At 74.1% G+C, this 18335-nt stretch carries 13 protein-coding genes and 1 pseudogene; 11 read left to right on the top strand and 3 right to left on the bottom strand.

Translation table 11 applies throughout. The annotated features are described in order from the left end of the window. Positions 1 to 307 precede the first annotated feature (307 nt). The 4 genes from JOD57_RS04765 to JOD57_RS04750 are packed head-to-tail and all read left to right on the top strand — an operon-like array spanning position 308 to position 7654. A complete protein-coding gene (locus tag JOD57_RS04765) occupies positions 308 to 1813 on the top strand; it encodes an MFS transporter (RefSeq protein ID WP_239568161.1) in 1506 nt (501 codons plus the stop codon). Next, a complete protein-coding gene (gene nhaA / locus JOD57_RS04760; protein ID WP_204690841.1) occupies positions 1810 to 4518 on the top strand; it encodes a Na+/H+ antiporter NhaA in 2709 nt (902 codons plus the stop codon). The genes JOD57_RS04765 and nhaA overlap by 4 nt, the downstream gene beginning before the upstream one ends. Further along, the gene (locus JOD57_RS04755; protein WP_204690840.1) at positions 4515 to 6209 is read left to right on the top strand and encodes an NAD(P)/FAD-dependent oxidoreductase; all 1695 of its coding nucleotides are present in this window, start codon (positions 4515 to 4517) and stop codon (positions 6207 to 6209) included. Before nhaA ends, JOD57_RS04755 begins: the two co-directional genes overlap by 4 nt. Continuing rightward, positions 6206 to 7654, top strand: a complete 1449-nt coding sequence (locus JOD57_RS04750; protein WP_204690839.1) for an ATP-binding protein — start codon at positions 6206 to 6208, stop codon at positions 7652 to 7654. Before JOD57_RS04755 ends, JOD57_RS04750 begins: the two co-directional genes overlap by 4 nt. A gap of 6 nt (positions 7655 to 7660) precedes the next feature. Here the strand turns inward: JOD57_RS04750 and JOD57_RS04745 are convergent, their stop codons facing one another. Next, positions 7661 to 7942: a hypothetical protein gene (locus JOD57_RS04745; RefSeq protein WP_204690838.1), complete on the bottom strand. Its 282-nt coding sequence runs from the start codon at positions 7940 to 7942 to the stop codon at positions 7661 to 7663. Between the two features lie 116 nt (positions 7943 to 8058). Here JOD57_RS04745 and JOD57_RS04740 point away from each other — a divergent pair, with 116 nt between their 5' ends. From JOD57_RS04740 to JOD57_RS04720, 6 genes and pseudogenes are all read left to right on the top strand, one after another. Further along, positions 8059 to 8622: a DinB family protein gene (locus JOD57_RS04740; protein ID WP_204690837.1), complete on the top strand. Its 564-nt coding sequence runs from the start codon at positions 8059 to 8061 to the stop codon at positions 8620 to 8622. A gap of 608 nt (positions 8623 to 9230) precedes the next feature. Further along, positions 9231 to 9395, top strand: a pseudogene (locus JOD57_RS27215) (phosphotransferase); the annotation flags it as partial. Between the two features lie 59 nt (positions 9396 to 9454). Further along, complete coding sequence (locus JOD57_RS26105) at positions 9455 to 9589, top strand: hypothetical protein (RefSeq protein WP_275582057.1); 135 nt, start codon at positions 9455 to 9457, stop codon at positions 9587 to 9589. A 725-nt stretch (positions 9590 to 10314) separates the two neighbouring features. After that, the gene (locus JOD57_RS04730) at positions 10315 to 11493 is read left to right on the top strand and encodes a hypothetical protein (RefSeq protein ID WP_204690835.1); all 1179 of its coding nucleotides are present in this window, start codon (positions 10315 to 10317) and stop codon (positions 11491 to 11493) included. After that, the gene (locus tag JOD57_RS04725) at positions 11490 to 12539 is read left to right on the top strand and encodes a hypothetical protein (protein WP_204690834.1); all 1050 of its coding nucleotides are present in this window, start codon (positions 11490 to 11492) and stop codon (positions 12537 to 12539) included. Before JOD57_RS04730 ends, JOD57_RS04725 begins: the two co-directional genes overlap by 4 nt. Positions 12540 to 12718: 179 nt before the next feature. Continuing rightward, positions 12719 to 13255 carry an RNA polymerase sigma factor gene (locus JOD57_RS04720; RefSeq protein ID WP_307824461.1) on the top strand — a complete coding sequence of 179 codons (537 nt, stop codon included), beginning with the start codon at positions 12719 to 12721 and terminating at the stop codon, positions 13253 to 13255. A gap of 14 nt (positions 13256 to 13269) precedes the next feature. Here JOD57_RS04720 and JOD57_RS04715 read toward each other — a convergent pair whose 3' ends face one another. Next, positions 13270 to 15879 (bottom strand): CHAT domain-containing protein, encoded by a 2610-nt coding sequence (locus JOD57_RS04715; RefSeq protein ID WP_204690832.1) that lies wholly within the window; start codon positions 15877 to 15879, stop codon positions 13270 to 13272. 189 nt (positions 15880 to 16068) lie between these two features. Between JOD57_RS04715 and JOD57_RS04710 the strand changes: the two genes are divergently transcribed. Next, on the top strand, positions 16069 to 17397 hold the full coding sequence (locus tag JOD57_RS04710) for a S8 family peptidase (protein WP_204690831.1): 1329 nt from the start codon (positions 16069 to 16071) through the stop codon (positions 17395 to 17397). A gap of 295 nt (positions 17398 to 17692) precedes the next feature. Here the strand turns inward: JOD57_RS04710 and JOD57_RS04705 are convergent, their stop codons facing one another. After that, the gene (locus tag JOD57_RS04705; protein ID WP_204690830.1) at positions 17693 to 18178 is read right to left on the bottom strand and encodes a hypothetical protein; all 486 of its coding nucleotides are present in this window, start codon (positions 18176 to 18178) and stop codon (positions 17693 to 17695) included. Between the last annotated feature and the right edge of the window lie 157 nt (positions 18179 to 18335).

Raw genomic sequence — 18335 nt, 5'->3', positions numbered from 1 at the left:
CCGACAACCGCGCAGCGGGGAGCCGGCGGCCGACCCCGTGCCGCCCCCGCACCGCCGCGGACATTGGACAGCCGGGCCCGCGAGGACCAGGCTGCTGGTCCAGAGAGCGCGACCGGGCCGGACGGGGACGGCGGACGGGACTCCGGAACACCTGCAGGAGGTCTTCCCGTGCAGCTCGTGGAGGGCACCGGGCACGCGCGGCCGCGTGCCCGGGACGCCGTCGGACTCGCGGACGATGGCGGCTGAGTCGCGGCGGCCCCGGGGGGCCGGGGGAGGCGGCGAGCCGGATCCGGCCGGTGCGCTGCGGATGGGGACGCCGCGGGGGCGCTGGGTGCTGCTCGCCACCGTGCTGGGCTCGAGCCTGGCGATGCTGGACGCCACGGTCGTCACCGTCGCCCTGGAGCGGATCGGCGCCGACCTCGGTGCCGGGTTCAGCGGGCTGCAGTGGACCGTCAACGCCTACACGCTCAGCCTGGCCTCGCTGATCCTGCTCGGCGGCTCGCTGAGCGACCGGCTGGGCCGCCGGCGCGTCTTCCTCGTCGGGGTGGTCTGGTTCGCCCTCGCGTCCCTGCTCTGCGGGCTCGCGCCCGACACCGGCACGCTCGTCGCCGCCCGGGCGCTGCAGGGGGTCGGGGGAGCGCTGCTGACCCCGGGGAGCCTGGCGATCATCTCGGCGTCCTTCTCCGGCGCCGACCGCGCCGCGGCGGTGGGTGCCTGGTCGGGCCTGGGCGGGGTGGCCGGTGCGATCGGCCCCTTCGTCGGCGGGTGGCTGGTCGAGTGGAGCTGGCGGGTGGTGTTCCTCGTGAACCTGCCGCTGGCCGCCGTCATCGTGGCCGTGGCGGTCCGGCACGTGCCCGAGACGCGCGACCCGGCAGCCGCGCCGGGCCTGGACTGGACGGGGACGGCGCTGGTCGTCCTGGGCCTGGGGTGCCTGACCTACGGGCTGACGGCGGCGGGCGGGCCCGGCCGCGGCACGCAGACCGCGCTCTGGGTGGCCGCCGGCCTGGTCGCGCTGGGAGCCCTCGTGTCCGTGCAGCGCCGCTCCCCGCACCCGCTCGTGCCGCCGGCGCTGTTCCGCAGCGCGCAGTTCACCGCCACCAACGTGGTGACGTTCCTGGTGTACGCGGCCCTCGGCGTGCTGTTCGTGCTGCTGTCCCTGCAGCTGCAGGTGGTCTCGGGCTACTCGCCGCTGGCCGCCGGGACCGCCCTGCTGCCGGTCACCGTGCTCATGCTGCTGTTCTCCGCCCGCGCCGCGGCCCTCGCCCAGCGGATCGGCCCGCGCCCGCCGCTCACCGGCGGTCCGCTGCTGGCCGCGGCCGGCCTGCTGCTCATGCTGCGGATCGGGCCGGAGGCGTCCTACGCGTTCGACGTCCTGCCCGGCGCCGTCGTGTTCGGCGCGGGGCTGACCCTGCTGGTCGCCCCGCTCACCGCGACCGTGCTCGACTCGGCCGACGACCGGTTCGCCGGGGTGGCCTCGGGGGTGAACAACGCCGTCGCCCGCGCGGCCGGGCTGCTCGCCGTGGCCGTGATCCCGGTCGCGGCCGGGATCGGCGGCGACGACTACACCGACCCCGGGGCGTTCGGCGACGGCTTCCGCACGGCCCTGTTCATCTGCACCGGGCTGCTGGTGGCCGGCGCGCTGGTCGCCGCCGTCTCCGTGCGGCGCCCGCTCGGCGGGGAGGGTGCCGGGCACCCGCCGGGGGCGGCGCGGCTGGACGTCGAGCAGTGCCTGCACTGCGGGGTCAGCGGCCCGCCGCTGCACCCGCGCCTGCCCGCCGGCGACACCGGGGACCCCGTCGGGCGGACCCGGTGACCGCGGGCGGCGCGCCGGACGTCCTCGGGCGGTCGACCGCGGGCGGCGGCAGCCTGCTCGCCCGCGTCGCGCCGCTGCGCCGCCGGCTGCGCACCGAGGCGGGGAGCGCGGGCCTGCTGCTGCTGGCCACGGTCGTCGCGCTGGTCTGGGCGAACTCCCCGCTCGGCGACAGCTACGCGGCCTTCTGGCACACCGAGCTCGCCGTGCGGGTGGGCGGCGCGGAGCTGTCGCTGGACCTGCAGCACTGGGTCAACGACGGGCTGATGGCGTTCTTCTTCTTCGTCGTCGGCCTGGAGATCAAGCGCGAGCTGGTCATGGGCGAGCTCACCGACCGGCACCGCGCCGCGGTCCCCGCGCTGGCCGCCCTGACCGGTCTGGTGGTGCCCGCCCTGGTCTACGTCGGGTTCAACCTGGGCAGCGACGCCGTCGGGGCCTGGGGCGTGGTCATCTCCACCGACACCGCGTTCCTCCTCGGGATCCTCGCGCTCGTCGGCCCCGCGTGCCCGGTGCAGCTGCGGCTCTTCCTGCTCACCCTGGCCATCGCCGACGACGTCGGGGCGCTCGGGGTGATCGCCGTCTTCTACACCGACGACCTGCGGCTGGTCCCGCTCGGCCTGGCCGTCCTGGGGCTGGCGCTGATGGTCGGGCTGCGCCGGCTCGACGTGTGGCGCGGCCCCGCCTACCTGGTGCTCGGCACCGGCGTGTGGGTCGCCACCTACCTCTCCGGCGTCCACCCGACCCTCGCCGGCGTGGTCATCGCCCTGGTCACCCCGGCCTACCCGGCCCGGCGGGAGGAGGTCGCCGACGCCGCCCGCCGCGCCCGGTCCTACCAGCAGTCACCCAACCCGGAGTTCGCCCGCGCCGCCCGGCTGTCGATCGACCGGTCGGTGTCGGCCAGCGAGCGCCTGCAGCAGCTGTGGCAGCCGTGGACGTCGTTCGTCATCGTCCCGGTGTTCGCCCTGGCCAACGCCGGCGTCGCGCTCACCGCCGAGACGCTGCGGGCCGCGGCGACCTCCCCGGTGACCCTCGGCGTCATCGCGGGCCTGGTCCTCGGCAAGGTGGCCGGCATCCTGCTGGGCACGGTGCTGGCGGTGCGGTTGCGCCTGGGCTCCCTCGCGCCGGGGCTGACCGGCGCGCAGCTGGCCGGCGGTGCCGCGCTGTCGGGCATCGGCTTCACCATCTCGCTGTTCATCGTCGACCTCGCCCTCGACGGGGACCCGGTGGCGGCGGACCAGGCGCGGGTCGGCGTCCTCGTCGCGTCGCTGCTGGCCGGGCTGCTGGGCTGGAGCCTGTTCCGGCTGGCCGACCGGCGCCGTCCGCCGGACTCCGGCGGCGGGCCGGTGTGGCTGGACCCGCCGGTCGACCCGGCCCGCGACCACGTCCGCGGACGGGCCGACGCGCCGCTCACCCTGGTCGAGTACGGCGACTTCGAGTGCCCGTTCTGCGGCCGGGCGACCGGCGTGGTCGACGAGCTGCGCGAGCGGTTCGGCACCCGGCTGCGCTACGTCTTCCGGCACGTCCCCTTGGTCGACGTGCACCCGCACGCCCGGCTGGCCGCCGAGGCGGCGGAGGCGGCCGCGGCGCAGGGCCGCTTCTGGGAGATGCACGACCGGCTGTTCGCCCACCAGGACGAGCTGACCCCGGTCGCGCTGCTGGAGCACGCCGCCGCCGTCGGCCTCGACGTGCCGCGCTTCGCCCGCGACCTGGGGGCGAGCCGCTTCGCGCGGCGCGTGGAGGAGGACGTCGAGTCGGCCGAGGCCAGCGGCGTCACGGGCACCCCGACGTTCTTCGTCGGCGGCCGCCGGCACCGCGGCCCCTACGACGCCGACACCCTCGCCGCCGCGCTGCTCGCGGGCGACGGTGGTCCCGGTGCGATCGCGGCACCGGCGCACCGTCCGGTCGACCCGCGGGTGCTCCCGGCGCTCGGCCCCCGCCGCGACGTCGACGGCACGGCCCCTGGAGCCGACGCGGGAGCCGTTCCGGAGCCCCTGCCGCCGGACCTGCCGGAGACCCCCGACCGGCTCGGCGCCTTCCCGCGCCTGACCGAGGCGCAGGTGAGCCTGCTCGACGGGTACGGGTCGCGCAGCCGGCGGCAGCCCGGCGAGACGCTGTTCGGCGAGGGTGATGCGGGCTACGACCTCCCGGTCGTGCTGTCGGGCGCGGTGGCCGTGGTCGAGGCCCTCGGCCGCGCCGGGCAGCGGGTGGTCTCCGTGCACGGGGAGCGCCGCTTCCTCGGGGAGCTCGACCTGTGGAGCGACCGCCCGGTGCTCCTGACCGCCGTCGTCCTGCGGCCGGCCGAGGTGCTCACCGTCCCGCGCGGGCGGGTGAAGGCGGCCTTCGCCGCCGACCGGGACCTCGCCGACGTCGTCCTGCGCGCGTTCCTCGCCCGCCGCTCGATGCTGCTGGAGATGGCCGCGGACCTGCGGGTGGTCGGCCGGGCGAGCTCACCGGACACCGACCGGCTGCGCCGCTTCGCCCTCGACCGCGGGCTCGTCGCCGCCGTCGTGGACGTCGACGGCGAGGACGACGCCGCCGGCCTCCTGGCCGAGCTGGGCGTCGCCGAGGAGGACCTGCCGGTGGTGGTGTGGCGCTCCGAGCGGGTGCTGCGCAACCCCGGCGACGCCGAGCTGGCCGCCCTGGACGGGGCGCCGCCGGGGACCGGCGACCGGCCGGCACGCTCCCGAGAGCTCCAGGAGGACACGTGAGCACGACCGCCGCGAGCACGGCCGGCACCGGCGGGCGGGCCCGGCCCGTGCTGCTGACCGTCGACGACGACCCCGGCGTCTCCCGGGCGGTGGCCCGCGACCTGCGCCGGCGCTACGGGGAGCGCTACCGCGTGGTGCGCGCGTCCTCCGGTGAGGAGGCACTCGCCGCGCTGCGCGAGCTCAAGCTGCGCGGGGACGCCGTCGTGGCGGTGCTGGCCGACTACCGGATGCCGCAGATGAACGGCATCGAGTTCCTCGAGCAGGCGATGGACCTCTTCCCGCGGGCCCGCCGGGCGCTGCTCACCGCCTACGCGGACACCGACGCGGCGATCCAGGCGATCAACCTCGTCGACGTCGACCACTACCTGCTCAAGCCGTGGGAGCCGCCGGAGGAGAAGCTCTACCCGGTCGTGGACGCCATGGTGGAGACCTGGCTGGCCAGCCCCGAGGCCGCCGTGCAGGACGTCCGGATCGTCGGGCACCACTGGTCGGCGCCGTCGTTCGCCGTCCGCGACTTCCTCGCCCGCAACGCCGTCCCCTACCGCTGGTACAGCGCGGAGGAGCCCGAGGGCCGCCGGCTGCTCGACGCGGCCGGCGCCGGGCCGGACGACGTCCCGGTCGTGCTGCCGCCCGGCGGGCAGCCGCTGGTCGCGCCCACCGAGGCGGAGCTGGCCGCCGCGGTCGGGCTCACCGTCGAGCCCAGCGCCGAGTTCTACGACCTGGTCGTGGTCGGCGGTGGCCCGGCCGGGCTGGGCGCGGCGGTGTACGGGGCGTCGGAGGGGCTGCGCACCGTGCTGGTCGAGCGGCAGGCCACCGGCGGGCAGGCCGGGCAGAGCAGCCGGATCGAGAACTACCTGGGCTTCCCCGACGGGGTGTCCGGAGGACAGCTGGCCGACCGGGCCCGCCGCCAGGCGGCCAAGTTCGGCGCCGAGGTGCTCACCGCCCGCAAGGTCGCTGCGCTCGACACCCAGGGACCGGCGCGGGTGGTGCGCTTCGCCGACGGCGGCTGCATCGCCGCGCACGCGGTCGTCCTCGCCACCGGGGTGTCCTACCGGAAGCTGGAGGCCGAGGGCGCCGACGGGTTCACCGGCCGCGGGGTCTACTACGGGTCGGCGATCACCGAGGCGGCGTCCTGCGCCGGCGAGGACGTCTACGTCGTGGGCGGCGCCAACTCCGCGGGGCAGTCGGCGGTGTTCTTCGCCCGGCACGCCCGGTCGGTCACCCTGGTGGTGCGCGGCCCGTCCCTGGAGGCGTCGATGTCGCACTACCTCGTGCAGCAGCTCGCCGCGATCCCGAACGTCGCCGTCCGCACCGGCACCACCGTGGTGGCCGCGCGGGGGAGCGACCACCTGGAGGAGCTCGACCTGCGCGACGCCACCGGCGCGGTGGAGACGGTGCCGTCGTCGCACCTGTTCGTCTTCATCGGCGCGGCGCCGCGGACGGAGTGGCTCGACGGCGTCGTGGCCCGGGACGGGCTCGGCTTCCTGCCGACCGGGCCGGACCTGCTCGTCGACGGCGCCCGCCCGCCGGGGTGGCGGCCGGATCGGGACCCCTACCTCCTGGAGTCCAGCGTCCCCGGGGTGTTCGTGGCCGGCGACGTCCGCGCGCAGTCGGTGAAGCGGGTCGCCTCCGCCGTCGGTGAGGGCGCGATGGCGGTCACGCTGGTGCACCGGTACCTGGGGGAGCGGTGAGCGCGGCCGGCGCGGACGCGCCCACCCGGCTCTCCCCGGACCGGCTGCGCGAGCTGTTCCTCTTCGCCGACCTCGACGACGCCCAGCTGGCCTGGGTGGCCGCGGCCGGCGACGTGGTCGCCCACCCCGCCGGCAGCGAGGTCTCCGTCGAGGGGGAGCCGGCCCGCTGCTTCCACGTGCTGCTGTCCGGGACGCTGAGCATGGTCCGCCGCGTCGGCCGCGACGACGTCGAGACCGTGCGGACGGACAGCCCGGGCGTCTACAGCGGCGCCGTCCAGTTCTACCTGGGCGACCAGATCGACCAGGTCTACCCGGCCACGGTGCGGGCGGTCACCGACTGCACCTTCCTCGCGCTGCCCGCCGGGGAGTTCGCCGCCGTCTTCCGCCGCTGGTACCCCATGGCGGTCCACCTGCTCCAGGGGTTGTTCGTGGGCGCGCGGAACTCCCAGGAGCTGGTCGGTCAGCGGGAGCGGCTGCTGGCCCTGGGGAAGCTGACCGCCGGGCTGACCCACGAGCTGAACAACCCCGCCGCCGCGGCCTCCCGGGCGACGTCGGCGCTGCGCGAGCGGGTGGCCGGGATGCGGCACAAGCTGGCCCTGCTGGCCGAGGGGCGGGTCGACGGCGCGCGGCTGCGCGAGCTGACCGACCTGCAGGAGCGCTTCGTCGCCCGCATCGGCACGACCGGGGAGCTCAGCGCGCTGGAGCGGTCGGACCGGGAGGACGAGCTCGGCGACTGGCTCGAGGACCACGACGTCGACCGGCCGTGGGAGCTCGCGGCGGTGTTCGTCCCGGCCGGGCTGGACGTCGAGTGCCTGCAGCAGGTCGCCGACGCCGTCGGGGAGGACTTCCTGGAGCCGGCGCTGCGCTGGCTGGCCTACACGGTGGAGACCGAGCTGCTGCTCGGCGAGATCGTCGAGAGCACCGCCCGGATCTCGCACCTGGTCGGTGCGGCCAAGCAGTACTCGCAGCTGGACCGCACCCCGCACCAGCCGACCGACCTGCACGCGGGTCTGGACGCCACGCTGGTCATGCTCAGCGCCAAGACCGGCCCCGGGATCCGGGTGGTGAAGGAGTACGACCGGAGCCTGCCGCCGGTGCCGGCGTACGCCGCGGAGCTCAACCAGGTGTGGACCAACCTGATCGACAACGCCCTCGACGCCATGGACGGCTCCGGCACGCTCACCCTGCGCACCGCGGTGGCCGGCGACTCCGCCGTCGTGGAGGTGGCCGATACCGGCCCGGGCATCCCCGAGGAGGTGCGCCGGCGGGTGTTCGAGCCGTTCTTCACCACCAAGGCGGTGGGTCAGGGCACCGGGCTCGGGCTCGACGTGGCCTGGCGCATCGTCACCGGCCGGCACGGCGGGGTGCTCGAGGTCCGCTCCGTCCCCGGCGACACCCGGTTCGTCGTGCGGCTGCCGCTGGCGGAGGTCGCGCCGCCCGCCTGACGCCGGTCAGGTGACCCGCGGGGGCTCCTCGGCGCGGAGCGGCCCGCAGGTCCCCGGCCGGCCCTCGGGCGTCGCGATCATGCGGTCGAGGACCTCGATCCACGCCCGCCGGACGCCGACGGGCTGGTCGTCGACCAGGGAGCTCAGGTGCGAGGGGTGCAGGCACCCGCCGTGGACGACGGAGTCGAAGGCGAGGCGCAACACGAGGCCGTGCACCTGATGGCGCGCCAGTCCGGCGTCGGTCAGTGGCTGCAGGATCCACCGTTGCTGTGTCGACAGCTCGCTCACGGAACTCCTTCGTGCGCAGGATGCGTTCCGGATGCGTCCGCGGCGGACGGTGCTCGACCCACCCGCACGGGTGTCCGTCGCCCGAGGTGTCGCCCCGGCTCCCTAGCCTCACCGCCATGACCGCCCCCGACGCGCAGGCATGGACCGGACCCCCGCTCGCAGGTGACGAGACCGCGACGCTGCTCGGCTCCCTGGAGCGGCAACGCGCCACGCTGGCGTGGAAGACCGGAGGGCTGGACGAGGCAGGCCTGCGCGCGACGGTCGGCGCGTCGTCGATCACCCTGGGTGGGCTGCTCAAGCACCTGGCCTTCGTCGAGGCGCTGACCTTCTCCACCAAGTTGCTCGGCCGCGGCCCGGGAGCCCCGTGGGAGACGGCCGACTGGGACGCCGATCCCGACTGGGTCTGGCACACGGCCGCTCAGGACCCGCCCGAGCAGCTCCGTGCCCTCTGGCAGGACGCGGTGGCGCGCTCCCGGGCCGTGGTCGCCGAGGCGCTGCACGACGGCGGCCTGGACCGGCCGGGTTCGGGGTGGCCCGACGGGGAGGTGGCCAGCCTGCGCCGCCTGCTCGTCGACCTGATCGAGGAGTACGCACGCCACGTCGGCCACGCCGACCTCATCCGCGAGTCGGTGGACGGCCTCGTCGGGGAGGACCCGCCGGTCGGACACCCCGCGCCGTGAGGGCTCCGGGCTGACCGACCGCCCCGGGATCGCCTCCGGGACCCGGTCGGGCGACGGTGACACCGGCAAGTCGGTGGCCGCGTGCCGTCCGCACCGACACGCTGCCGGGGACGGTCAGGACGCGGATGCACCCCGACGAGGTCGAGGCCGCCGCGGCTGGCGCCGCACCTGCCCCTGGCCGTCCCGCGGCCGGTGGCGTGGCGTCCGCTGGCCCGTCAGTTCCCGCACTGGGCCGACCTGCCGGTCACGCTCGTCCCCTCCTCCGGGACCGACCACGACGTCTACCGGCTCGGCGACCACCTCGTCGTCCGCCTGCCGCAGATCGGGTGGGTCGACGGGGAGGCGGCGAAGGACGACGGCTGCCCCTTTCACCTGGGCGGTGCACGAGTGGCTGCCCGGCGCCAACCCGAGCGGCCCCTCGCTCGACCGGGAGCAGGCCGCGGTCGACCTGGCCGGGTTCGTCGCGGCGCTGCCTGCCGTCGACACCGCCGGGGCGCCGCCGCGCCCACCCGGTGGCCGCGGACAACCCTGGCCGACCGCGACGACGGCGTCCGCGAGGCCGTCGCCGACCTCGGTGACCGCATCGACGGTGCGGCGGCGCTGCGCTCGTGGGAGCGTCGCCGGCCGCACCGGTCCGGGACGGCGCCGACATCCGGGTGCACGGTGACCTGCTGCCGGGCGACCTGCTGGCCGCCGGCGGGCGGCTGACGGCGGTCATCGACCTCGACGGCCTGGACGTGGGCGACCCGGCCTGCGACCTGCAGCCGGCCTGGAACCCGTTCGCCGGCAGCAGCCGCCGCACCTTCCTCGTCGAGTGCGGGCCGACGAGGCGATGCGACGCCGGGGCCGCGGCTGGGCGCTCTCCCAGGCGCTCGTCGCCCTGCCGTACTACTGGGACACCGACCCCGGCATCGTGACGCAGGCCCTGCGCGCCCTGGACCCCGTCCCCGCCGACGACCACGACTGACCGGCTCCGCCGGTGTGCGGCCGCCCCTGGAGCCGCCCGTGAGGGCGGTGGCGTGGCTGATCCGCTGGAGGTCCTCGTCGCTCGTCGGCAGTCCGACCGACCACTCGAGCAGGATGTCGTCCGCGTCCCGGAGCCGGCCCGGCGCGGAGGTCCCGCCGCTCGAGCCGTTGGCGTCGACGAACCGGTCGAGCTCCCAGCACGCGAGGACGCCGTCGACGGCGGACCGCGCGCGGGCCGACAGCGGGTGGGCGCGGACGGCGCCGCAGGAGCAGCCGTCCCGGACGGAGACGGTGACTGCTCGTGGGCGGCGTCGCGCCGTTGCGACGGTCCACCGCCGCGACGGTGACCCGTGGGCCGGTGGTTCACCCTGCGGAGCGTCCCGATGAGCTGCTGAGGCTCGAGTCGCTTCTCGAACGAGTGGTGGTCCTGCCAGGAGGAGGAACCCAGAAGGAGCGGGATGAGACGTGTATCAGGGAGCCGGTCCGGGCGCTCCTGCTGGCCGTACCGCACGGCGACCGGCGTCGCCGCAGCCCCACCAGTGGGCAGTGATGGGAAGGGGTGCCGTGTCCATCGTCCTGGTCGTGTTGATCCTGCTCCTGGCTGTCGCGGTGGGGCTCTCCCTGCTCGGCCGCTGGGGAGCTCACCGAGAGCGAGCAGACCGAGAGCGAGCACACCACGGGCCGGGGTCGCCCGGATCTCCCCGCGCTGCGCCCACTCCGATCACCGTGCCCAGCCCGACGTTCCGGGTGGTGGCGCTGGGGGGCTCGGGTGCAGGGAAGACGGTGTTCCTCTCGACCATGTTCCACGAGATGAACTTCCGGACGAGTCGTCGCTCGTACTACCTGGAGACGACGCCGGAGCAGGCGATAGCCCTGGGCAACATCTACGCACGCCTCACGGACACGACGCAACCGTGGCCGAAGGCCACCCTCGTCGCCGACAGTCACGAGTACGTCTTCGACTGCGTCGGACGTGATCCGCAGGGACATCGCCGCAAGGTCCTGACGCTCAGCTTCATCGACTACGCCGGTGGACTCCTGGAACGGCACATGGACGGCGCCAGTCAGGCATTCCATGACTTGCAGCAGAGGATCGACGGAGCCAACGCGCTCCTCGTGATGATCGACGGCATCCGCATCCGGCAACTGTTCGAGAACCACCCGGCCGCCCGCACCTACTTCCTCAGCACGATCCGCCCGATGCTCGAGTTCGCGCAGAGGGCGAATTGCCCTCTCCACTTCATCTTGACGAAGTGGGACCTCGTCTGCGAGGTCCCGACACTGCGCAGCCTCTCGGAAGGGGAGCGCCTCGGCAGGGTCGTTGCTGCGTTGATGCAGTTCGACTTCCTGAAGGCCCTCGTCTACGTGCACAGCAGCGGACAGGTCGTGCGCGTGATCCCGGTGAGCTCGGTGGGTGCGGGCTTCGCCGAGGTCGACAGCAACGGGTACGTCGTCAAACGGCCACACGGCACGGTGGCGCCGACGAACGTCGACGTCCCGCTCTCGGTGATCGTCCCGGACTACTTCAAACAGGTTCGTGCCTCACTCGACACCGCTACGAGGGACGCCGTCGAGGCCGCCGTGCGCAGCCGCCTGAACCTCAAGCCGCACGAGTGGCTCGGGGTGGCGGCCTCGATGCTCGGCAGGCCGGCGGGCCTGGTGGTCCGGACGGCGCTGAAGGGCACGCTCGGCGGCGATGTCGGCCAGGAGGTCTCCACGCTCTTCCTCCGCTGGCTCGCCGGCCCCTACAGCGCGAAGAGTGCAGCCATCGGCACCTTCCGCGATCAGGCCGAGCAGGAGATCGCGTCGGTCGAGGCCGTCCGGTCCGCCGTCCTCGACGACTTCACCAGGGTGGTCCACCGTTTCGAGGACAACTACCCGCAATCGTTGTTGAGGGCGCCATGAGCCGGGGATGGCCCTTCCTGGTGGCCCGCGGCCGGAGGACGGACTACCGGACGGTCCTCGTTCCTGACTTCCTGGCCGGCCAACGGCTGCAGTCGCTCCTGGCTGACTGCCTGCACGAGCCTGACGACGGAGCGCTGCACAACGTCGTCATAGGACACGCGGACACCGGTCCGCTGACTGTCAGCTATCGAGCGGAGGTACTCCGCCCGGCGGACATGCAAGCCGCTCGTGAGGACCACGACGCCCCGACGGGGGCCACCTACCTCTCCGACGAGCACGGGCGGCCACTCGAGTACCTCTACGGGCTCCTCCAGCGCGGCGACGGTCAGCCCCTCCCCGCAGACGTCGACATGGATCGGGCACGTGCCATCGCTCTGGGGAGCTACCGCACGTTCCTCCTGGACGAGGACGGCTTCGCCTTCGAGCGATCCGGTGCTCTCCCGCTCGAGGGCTCCGAACTCCTGGACCGCTCAGCCAGCGACGAGCGCCGGCTGCCGGTGGCTGCGCAGACCCGGACGCTCCACCCGCGGCAACCGGCGCCGAAGGCTCGCGGACCAGCGGTGGCCTGTGGTCTCCCTGCCCGCCCGAAGCCTGTTGAGAGCAGGCGTGGTCCCCACGGTGGCGTGGTCAGGTCAGCAGTGGTGGCGGGGGCGCTGGCCCTGGTCTTCCTGACCGTCGTCCTGGTGACGCTCGTCAGGCAACCGGCGCCGGTGGGGCGGGTGGTCGGAGTCGAGTTGCTGAGCGTCCGGCAGGATGCCGACTCGCCGTCGTGCAGTGCCCCCTTCCAAGCGGAGGTGACGGCTCGGGTCACGGTGGAGAACGCGCCGGTGGAGTTGGTTCTCCGCCTCCGGGAGGACGACGAGGACGGTGAGACACGGGAGGTCGCCATCGAACAGTCCGGCCCCACGGACATCCCGCTCCCGATCGATCTCGATGCCGACGAGGGGCAACTCTCACTCATCGTCGAGTCGCCAAACGAGCTGACGTCGGACCCGGTGGACTTCGACCTGGAGTGCGGGAGCCGCCCGCCGCGCAGCGAGGAGTGACAGGCGCCGCGAGTCGATGCCGTGACGTCGGCCCTCCTCGAGGGCTCCCCGGCCTTCCGGCACCGGTCCGTGTCCGCAGGTTCGGGAGCCGGGCCACCCCCACTATGCTGAACACACGCCGTGCTGATCCGCCGGGGGGAACGCGCATGGATGGCGACGCAGCGGAGCGTCCGGTCTCCGTGCTGGTTGCCGAAGCCCTCGCCGGAGACCATCGGTCGTGGAACGCCATCGTCGAGCGCTACACCCCACTCGTCCTGTCCGTGGTCCGCCGGCAGCGACTCTCGTCGGCCGATGCCGAGGACGTCGTGCAGGTCGTCTGGTTGCGCCTGGTCGAGCATCTCCGCGACGTGCGTGACCCGCGGGCCCTGCCTCGCTACATCGTGCAGACGGCGACGCACGAGTGCTACCGGCTGTTCGGCGCCCGGCGGCACGTCGTGCTCGTGGACCCGATGGGGCCGGGACTGCCCGAACGGGACGACGCTCCCGAGGTCGACTCGCGGATGCTCGCGACGGAACGCCAGGAGAAGCTGCTCGCTGCGCTGGCGGACCTGCCCGACCGGCAGCGTGCCCTGCTGCTGCTCTTCCTCGAGGACCCCCCGCCGTCGTACGAGGAGATCAGCCGGCGGCTGGACATGCCCATCGGCAGCATCGGCCCCACCCGCGCACGGGCGCTCGCCCGGTTGCGCGAGGTCGCCGACGTCCTGGCACTCCGGTGATCGCTCGTCCCTGATCAGCCCGCGCCGACGCAGACGAACGCAGCCCCGGTGGCGATGACGGCCGGGGCGTCCGGGTCGAGGCTCCGCTGAGCTGTCGCGAGCGCGGCGGCCGGTGAACGGCCCCTGCGCAGCGCCTCGTGATAGGCGCACATCAGAGTGACGGTGGCGGCGTCGGCCACCGGGACGAGGGGCGCCACGAGGGTGGCCGTGCCGCCGGCCAGCAGCGCAGTCCCGAAGCCGAGCAGCTCTTCACCGGCCACGACCTGCGGCCGGGCGGTGTCGCACGCCGCCAGCACCACGTGGTGCGGAGCCTGCTCGAGCCGCTCCAACTCGTACACGGTGAACGGGCCGTCAGCCAGTGTCACGGACGAGAACAGGGGGTTGTCCGAGCGGACGGTGCCGTGCGCCGCGAGGTGCAACATCGCGGCGCCGTCCATCGCCGAGGAGACGTCGCCGGCGGTGGCCGCCGCTCCCATCAGCAGCCGTGACCCTCGGTACAGCCGCGCCACCTCGCTCGCCTCGGCGGCCGCGCCCGGCAGACCCGGCCCGGCGACCACGACCACCGCGTCGTCCGTGGAGGGCTGCGACCGGCTGACCGCCTGGAACCACGTACGCACCGAGGGGGCCACGGTGACCGGGCGCCCGTGGCACGTCGGCAGGATCGACCAGGGCACCGACCGCAAGGTCCCGGTCGGGACGACGACCAGCGGTCGGTCGTCCACGGCCGCGCGCAGCGGCCGAAGGAGGTGGTCGTCGAGAACGCCGGCAGCACGGCGCAGCACCGCGACGGCGGCTGGACCGCCGTCCGGCGTTCCCGGATGAGGGCGGGTCAGGCGGCGCAGGGCGAAGCCGGCGTGGGCCAGCCACTGCCGGATCGGAGCCGACGGACCGAGTCGGTGGAGCCGGCAGCGGCCATCGGTGACGGTCACGACCTGGAGGTCACCGCCGACCTCCAGGTACGAGACCAGCACCGCCTCACGGAGCGGCGCCAGCATGTCGGCCAGTTCCGTGGAGCGCCCGTGCCCCGCCCCGGTGCTCCCGAGAGTGCGGCAGCGGTCACGGATGCGGCGTTCCAGCCGCACCTGTCGCTGGAGTAGCGAGTCATCGGGGCGGCCCTCGTCACGTGCCTCGTCGATCTCAGCCATCGTGGAGCGGAGATCAGCCAGGTCGCGGGCCAGCTGAGGGTCGTCGGGCGGCCGAGCCGGGCGGAACCACGGCGCGCTCGTCCGACCGCGTTCGGCCCACCAGAGCACCCGGCGGGCGGATCCGCTCTCCAGGGCCAGCCGGAGCCCCGAACGTGCCAGCTCCCCGCGGTGGACGCTCACGTGCGCCCGGAGCTCGGTGGCTCCCAAGGTCGCCTGGTGGTCCTCCACGATCCGCAGCCCGGCACGCAGCGCAGACAGGGCGGCGGCTCGGCGCCCGTTGGCCCGGCGCAGCAGCGCCTCCGCCAACCAGGCTCGAGCCCGGACGTCGGCCGGTCCGGCGTGCCGCGCGCGGCTGGCCAGCGCCAGGTGGCGCTGGGCCGTGCGGCGGTGCCCCTGCTCGAGCGCCATCCTCCCGGCGAGGATGCGCGCCTCGAGAGCGGGGACCTGCCAACCGGCCTCGGCCAGCCGGTCGGCCGCACGCGCCGCCTGCGCACAGCTCACGCGGCGTGCGTCCGCTGCCACGGAGGCCTGGATCCGGGCGTACTGCGCGAGCGACAGCGACTTGTCGCGGCCGACCCGGCGGAAGCCGTGGATCGCGGCAGCTGCGCTGGCGTCAGCAGTGACGGTGTCCCCCTGCAGCAGTGCCACCGTCGACAGCAGCAGGTGAGCTTCGGGCACGTGGACGTCTCGACGTTGTCGCTCGTAGGCGCGGACGGCGGCCTCTGCGGCCTCCCGTGCCTCCTCCAGGAGACGCACCGACAAGAGGACCTCGGCACGGTCGACGAGCAACGAGGCCTCCACCAGGCCGAACCGGTGGTAGCGCTCCTCTGCGTCGGCGAAGGACCGCAGCGCAGCCGGCACGTCACCGCGCTTGGCCTTGACACAACCCAGGTTCTGCTCGGCGTAGGCGGCGGGCAACTCGAGGTCGTGCTGCACGCACAGCTGCAGGGCGTCGCGGAGGTCGGTCTCAGCAGCACCGAACGAGCGGCGGCCGGTGTGGATGAGACTGCGGTTCGAGAGTGCGCGTACGGCCCACTCGACGTCCCCGGCTCGGCGGAGAACCGGCAGAGAACTCCGCAACTGCTCCAGGGCCGCGTCGTCGCGGCCCAGCTCCTGCAGGATCGCGGCGCGCTGCACGCCCGCCCGGGCCGCAGCCACGCCCTCGAGGTCGTGGAGAGCCGCCTCGATCTCCCGCGCTGCCTGCGTGGGGCGGCCGCTGAGCACGAGAGCCGAGGCCAGACTCATCCGCGCCTCGCCCTCGCGGCTGCGGCAGCGGCCACGCCGTCCCGCCATCACGGCCGCGCGCAGGTGGTCGAGGGCGGCATCGATGTCGTTGAGGTTCATCGCGGCGACACCGAGGGCCCGCTCGGCCGTGCTCACCACCGGCCAGTCACCCCGGGCCCGGGCCCGCTCGGACACCTCGACCGCCAGTGTGCGCGCCGCCCGTGGCTCGAGTGCCGCGCGCTGCAGCGCGCGCATGGCGGACACCTGCAGCTCGGCCGACGCTCCAGTCGGTTCCGCCACTGGAGCGTCACGGACCGAGCTCACGCACTGACGGTCCGCCCCCGCCGCTGGCGAGTCAATCGAGTTGTCGGTCGACGACCCTCTCTCGAGCCGCGGGAACCGTGATACTGCCGCGCACCACGAAGGGCCGTGCCGGAGGGGACCATGGCAGAGAACCCGCCCGCGAGGGAGTTGCAAGGTCCCCACGGCGACTACTACAACGCGGACATCGTCGTCGAGCTGCACCACCTGGGGCTGGTGAAGGCTCTGCTCGATGAGCGCGAGCACCGGGTGCCCACCCAGGTGGTGGACCGGAGCGACCTCCTGGGACTCGCGCTGCTCCGGTTGACGGACGAGGGGCACGCCGGCGAGAAATCCATCGAGGAGCACGCCGCGGACACGATCATCGGGTTGCTCGCGGACAAGGGGGAAGCCGATCGACCCGACCGGGACCTCGATCGCTTCCTCCGCGGGCTGCGAGCGTACTTCGCCGAGCACTACGCGGGCTGGACCCCGACCATCGGGAAGAACCGGTTGCTCGGTAGCGTGATCGGCGGAGGGAAGATCTCCCACGGAGGCGGGCACGAGCCCGTCCTGGCGGACGAACCGCGGGACCTGGCAGATCGCTCCGACGAGCCCGGACGCGGAGTCCGCGTCGGCGTGCTGGACACGCGTGTCGCGCACCATCCCTGGACCCAGGGAGGCTGGATCGCCCGTTCGCAGGACGTGCTCGCCGCCGACGGTGCCCTCCGAGCGGTGGCTGGCCATGCCACCTTCGTCACAGGTCTGGTGCTGCGGCAGGCGCCGGGATGCGTCGTGGAGGTGCGCAGCGTCCTCTCCGATGAGAACGGACGCGCCGACGCATGGTCGGTCGCCAAGGGCATCGTGGAGCTCGGCCGGTCGAGACCGGACGTCCTGAACCTCTCGCTGTTCTGCCGCACGGATGACGACCTCCCCTCGCTGCTCCTGGCGACGGCGGTCGAGCGACTGGACCGGGACACGATGGTCGTCGCCGCGGCCGGCAACCACGGCAGGGAGAGGGAGGCCGACGGGACCAGCAGGCCGACGTGGCCGGCAGCGCTGCCTCACGTCATCGCCGTGGGCTCCGCCAGGTCAGACAAGGAACCGGCGGATACCACGCCACAACGCGTGCCCTGGGTCGACGTCCACTCGACCGGCGAGGACGTGGTGAGCACCTTCCTCATCGGAGACGTCATGCCGTCGCTTCCCGAGGACGAGTGGCGGACCGGGAGGTACGACGAGGGCACGAGTCATTTCGACGGCTTCGCCCGGTGGAGCGGCAGTTCCTTCGCCGCAGCAAAGGTGACCGGGGCCATTGCGGCCAGGACCATCCCCGGGCGCGTGTCCGCGAGGGCCGCGTGGGCGAGTCTCCTGCCGGCGCACGTTGCGGGCCTGCCCGAGTCGAGGGACCCCTTGACGCCGTTCTTCCTCCCGCTCGAGGGGTTCGAACCGCCACGGCAGAAGGGCGGTTAGAGCTCCCCGAACGGTCGCCTGGCGAGAGTCGATGACTCGTGCTTGCCGCGGTCGAAGGTGCTCTCCGATGCGGACCGGGCTCGGCTGCGAGAGCTGCTACTCAGCTCAGACGCGGTGCGGGGAGGTCGCTCTCGAGATCGCCGGCCGCTGCCGCGGTGCCATCGAGCGGGCTCCAGCTGGTCGACGGCCCCGCGCGGTAGCGCACCTCACCACGAGGGACACGCCACCGTCCCCACGGCGCAGTCGTCCTCGCCTCGGTCCTGGTGTGCGTACGGGAATGAGGGATGCGGTCTGGTCAGCGGAGCACGCACCAGTCGGTGAGCAGTTCGTCCGCTCCGGTCCGGCAGCGCAGCCGGACCGGGCCGCTGAGCATGGGCGCGATGAAGAAGGCGCCGAGTTCGTCGATGGTGGCCGTCTCCAGCGCTGTGCCGTCCGGCCCCAGCACAGAGACCTGGCCGGGAGAGGCCGGGTGGAGCAGCCCGGCCCAGCCATCGTCACCCGCCTCGAGCTCGACGATGGCGGAGCCGGACGTGAATCGGAGGACCGCCGGATCAGAGCCGTTGGCGCGGGCGAGGACGTACTCGTCCGGGGACGAGCCACTCACGGGGTCGGGTGACGCCGCCGCGAGGTCGAGCCCGGCCAGCTCGGCATCCACCGTGCGCCAGGAGAACGCGCCCGCAGCGGCGGCGGTCATGGCGTCCGTCGGTTCCCCGGCTGCCCGCAGCGCTGCACGGAGCTCCTCCAGCAAACGGTCGTCGTCCTCACGACTGGACGTGGTCACGGGAGATCCGCTCCTTCCGCCACTGCTGGCCTGGCCCAGCATCGTCCTCTCCCGGGGGCCGGACCGCTACGGAGGCACGGGCTCCGCGGAGGAACGAGGGCCGGGTCGGGGAGGAGATGGGTGGGGAGTGCGGGATCACGCGTCGACGCGTCGGACC

It is taken from the genome of Geodermatophilus bullaregiensis (assembly GCF_016907675.1).
In the GTDB taxonomy this organism is placed as follows: Bacteria; Actinomycetota; Actinomycetes; order Mycobacteriales; family Geodermatophilaceae; genus Geodermatophilus; species Geodermatophilus bullaregiensis.
This window is presented reverse-complemented; position numbering and strand designations above follow the sequence as displayed.

Excerpts from the sequence above, each read along its gene's own strand:
- JOD57_RS26105 (WP_275582057.1), top strand. The coding sequence starts at position 9,455 with ATGCGACGCCGGGGCCGCGGCTGGGCGCTCTCCCAGGCGCTCGTCGCC.
- JOD57_RS04710 (WP_204690831.1), top strand. The coding sequence starts at position 16,069 with ATGGCAGAGAACCCGCCCGCGAGGGAGTTGCAAGGTCCCCACGGCGAC.
- JOD57_RS04765 (WP_239568161.1), top strand. The coding sequence starts at position 308 with ATGGGGACGCCGCGGGGGCGCTGGGTGCTGCTCGCCACCGTGCTGGGC.
- JOD57_RS04725 (WP_204690834.1), top strand. The coding sequence starts at position 11,490 with ATGAGCCGGGGATGGCCCTTCCTGGTGGCCCGCGGCCGGAGGACGGAC.
- JOD57_RS04715 (WP_204690832.1), bottom strand. The coding sequence starts at position 15,879 with ATGCGCGCGCTGCAGCGCGCGGCACTCGAGCCACGGGCGGCGCGCACA.
- JOD57_RS04740 (WP_204690837.1), top strand. The coding sequence starts at position 8,059 with ATGACCGCCCCCGACGCGCAGGCATGGACCGGACCCCCGCTCGCAGGT.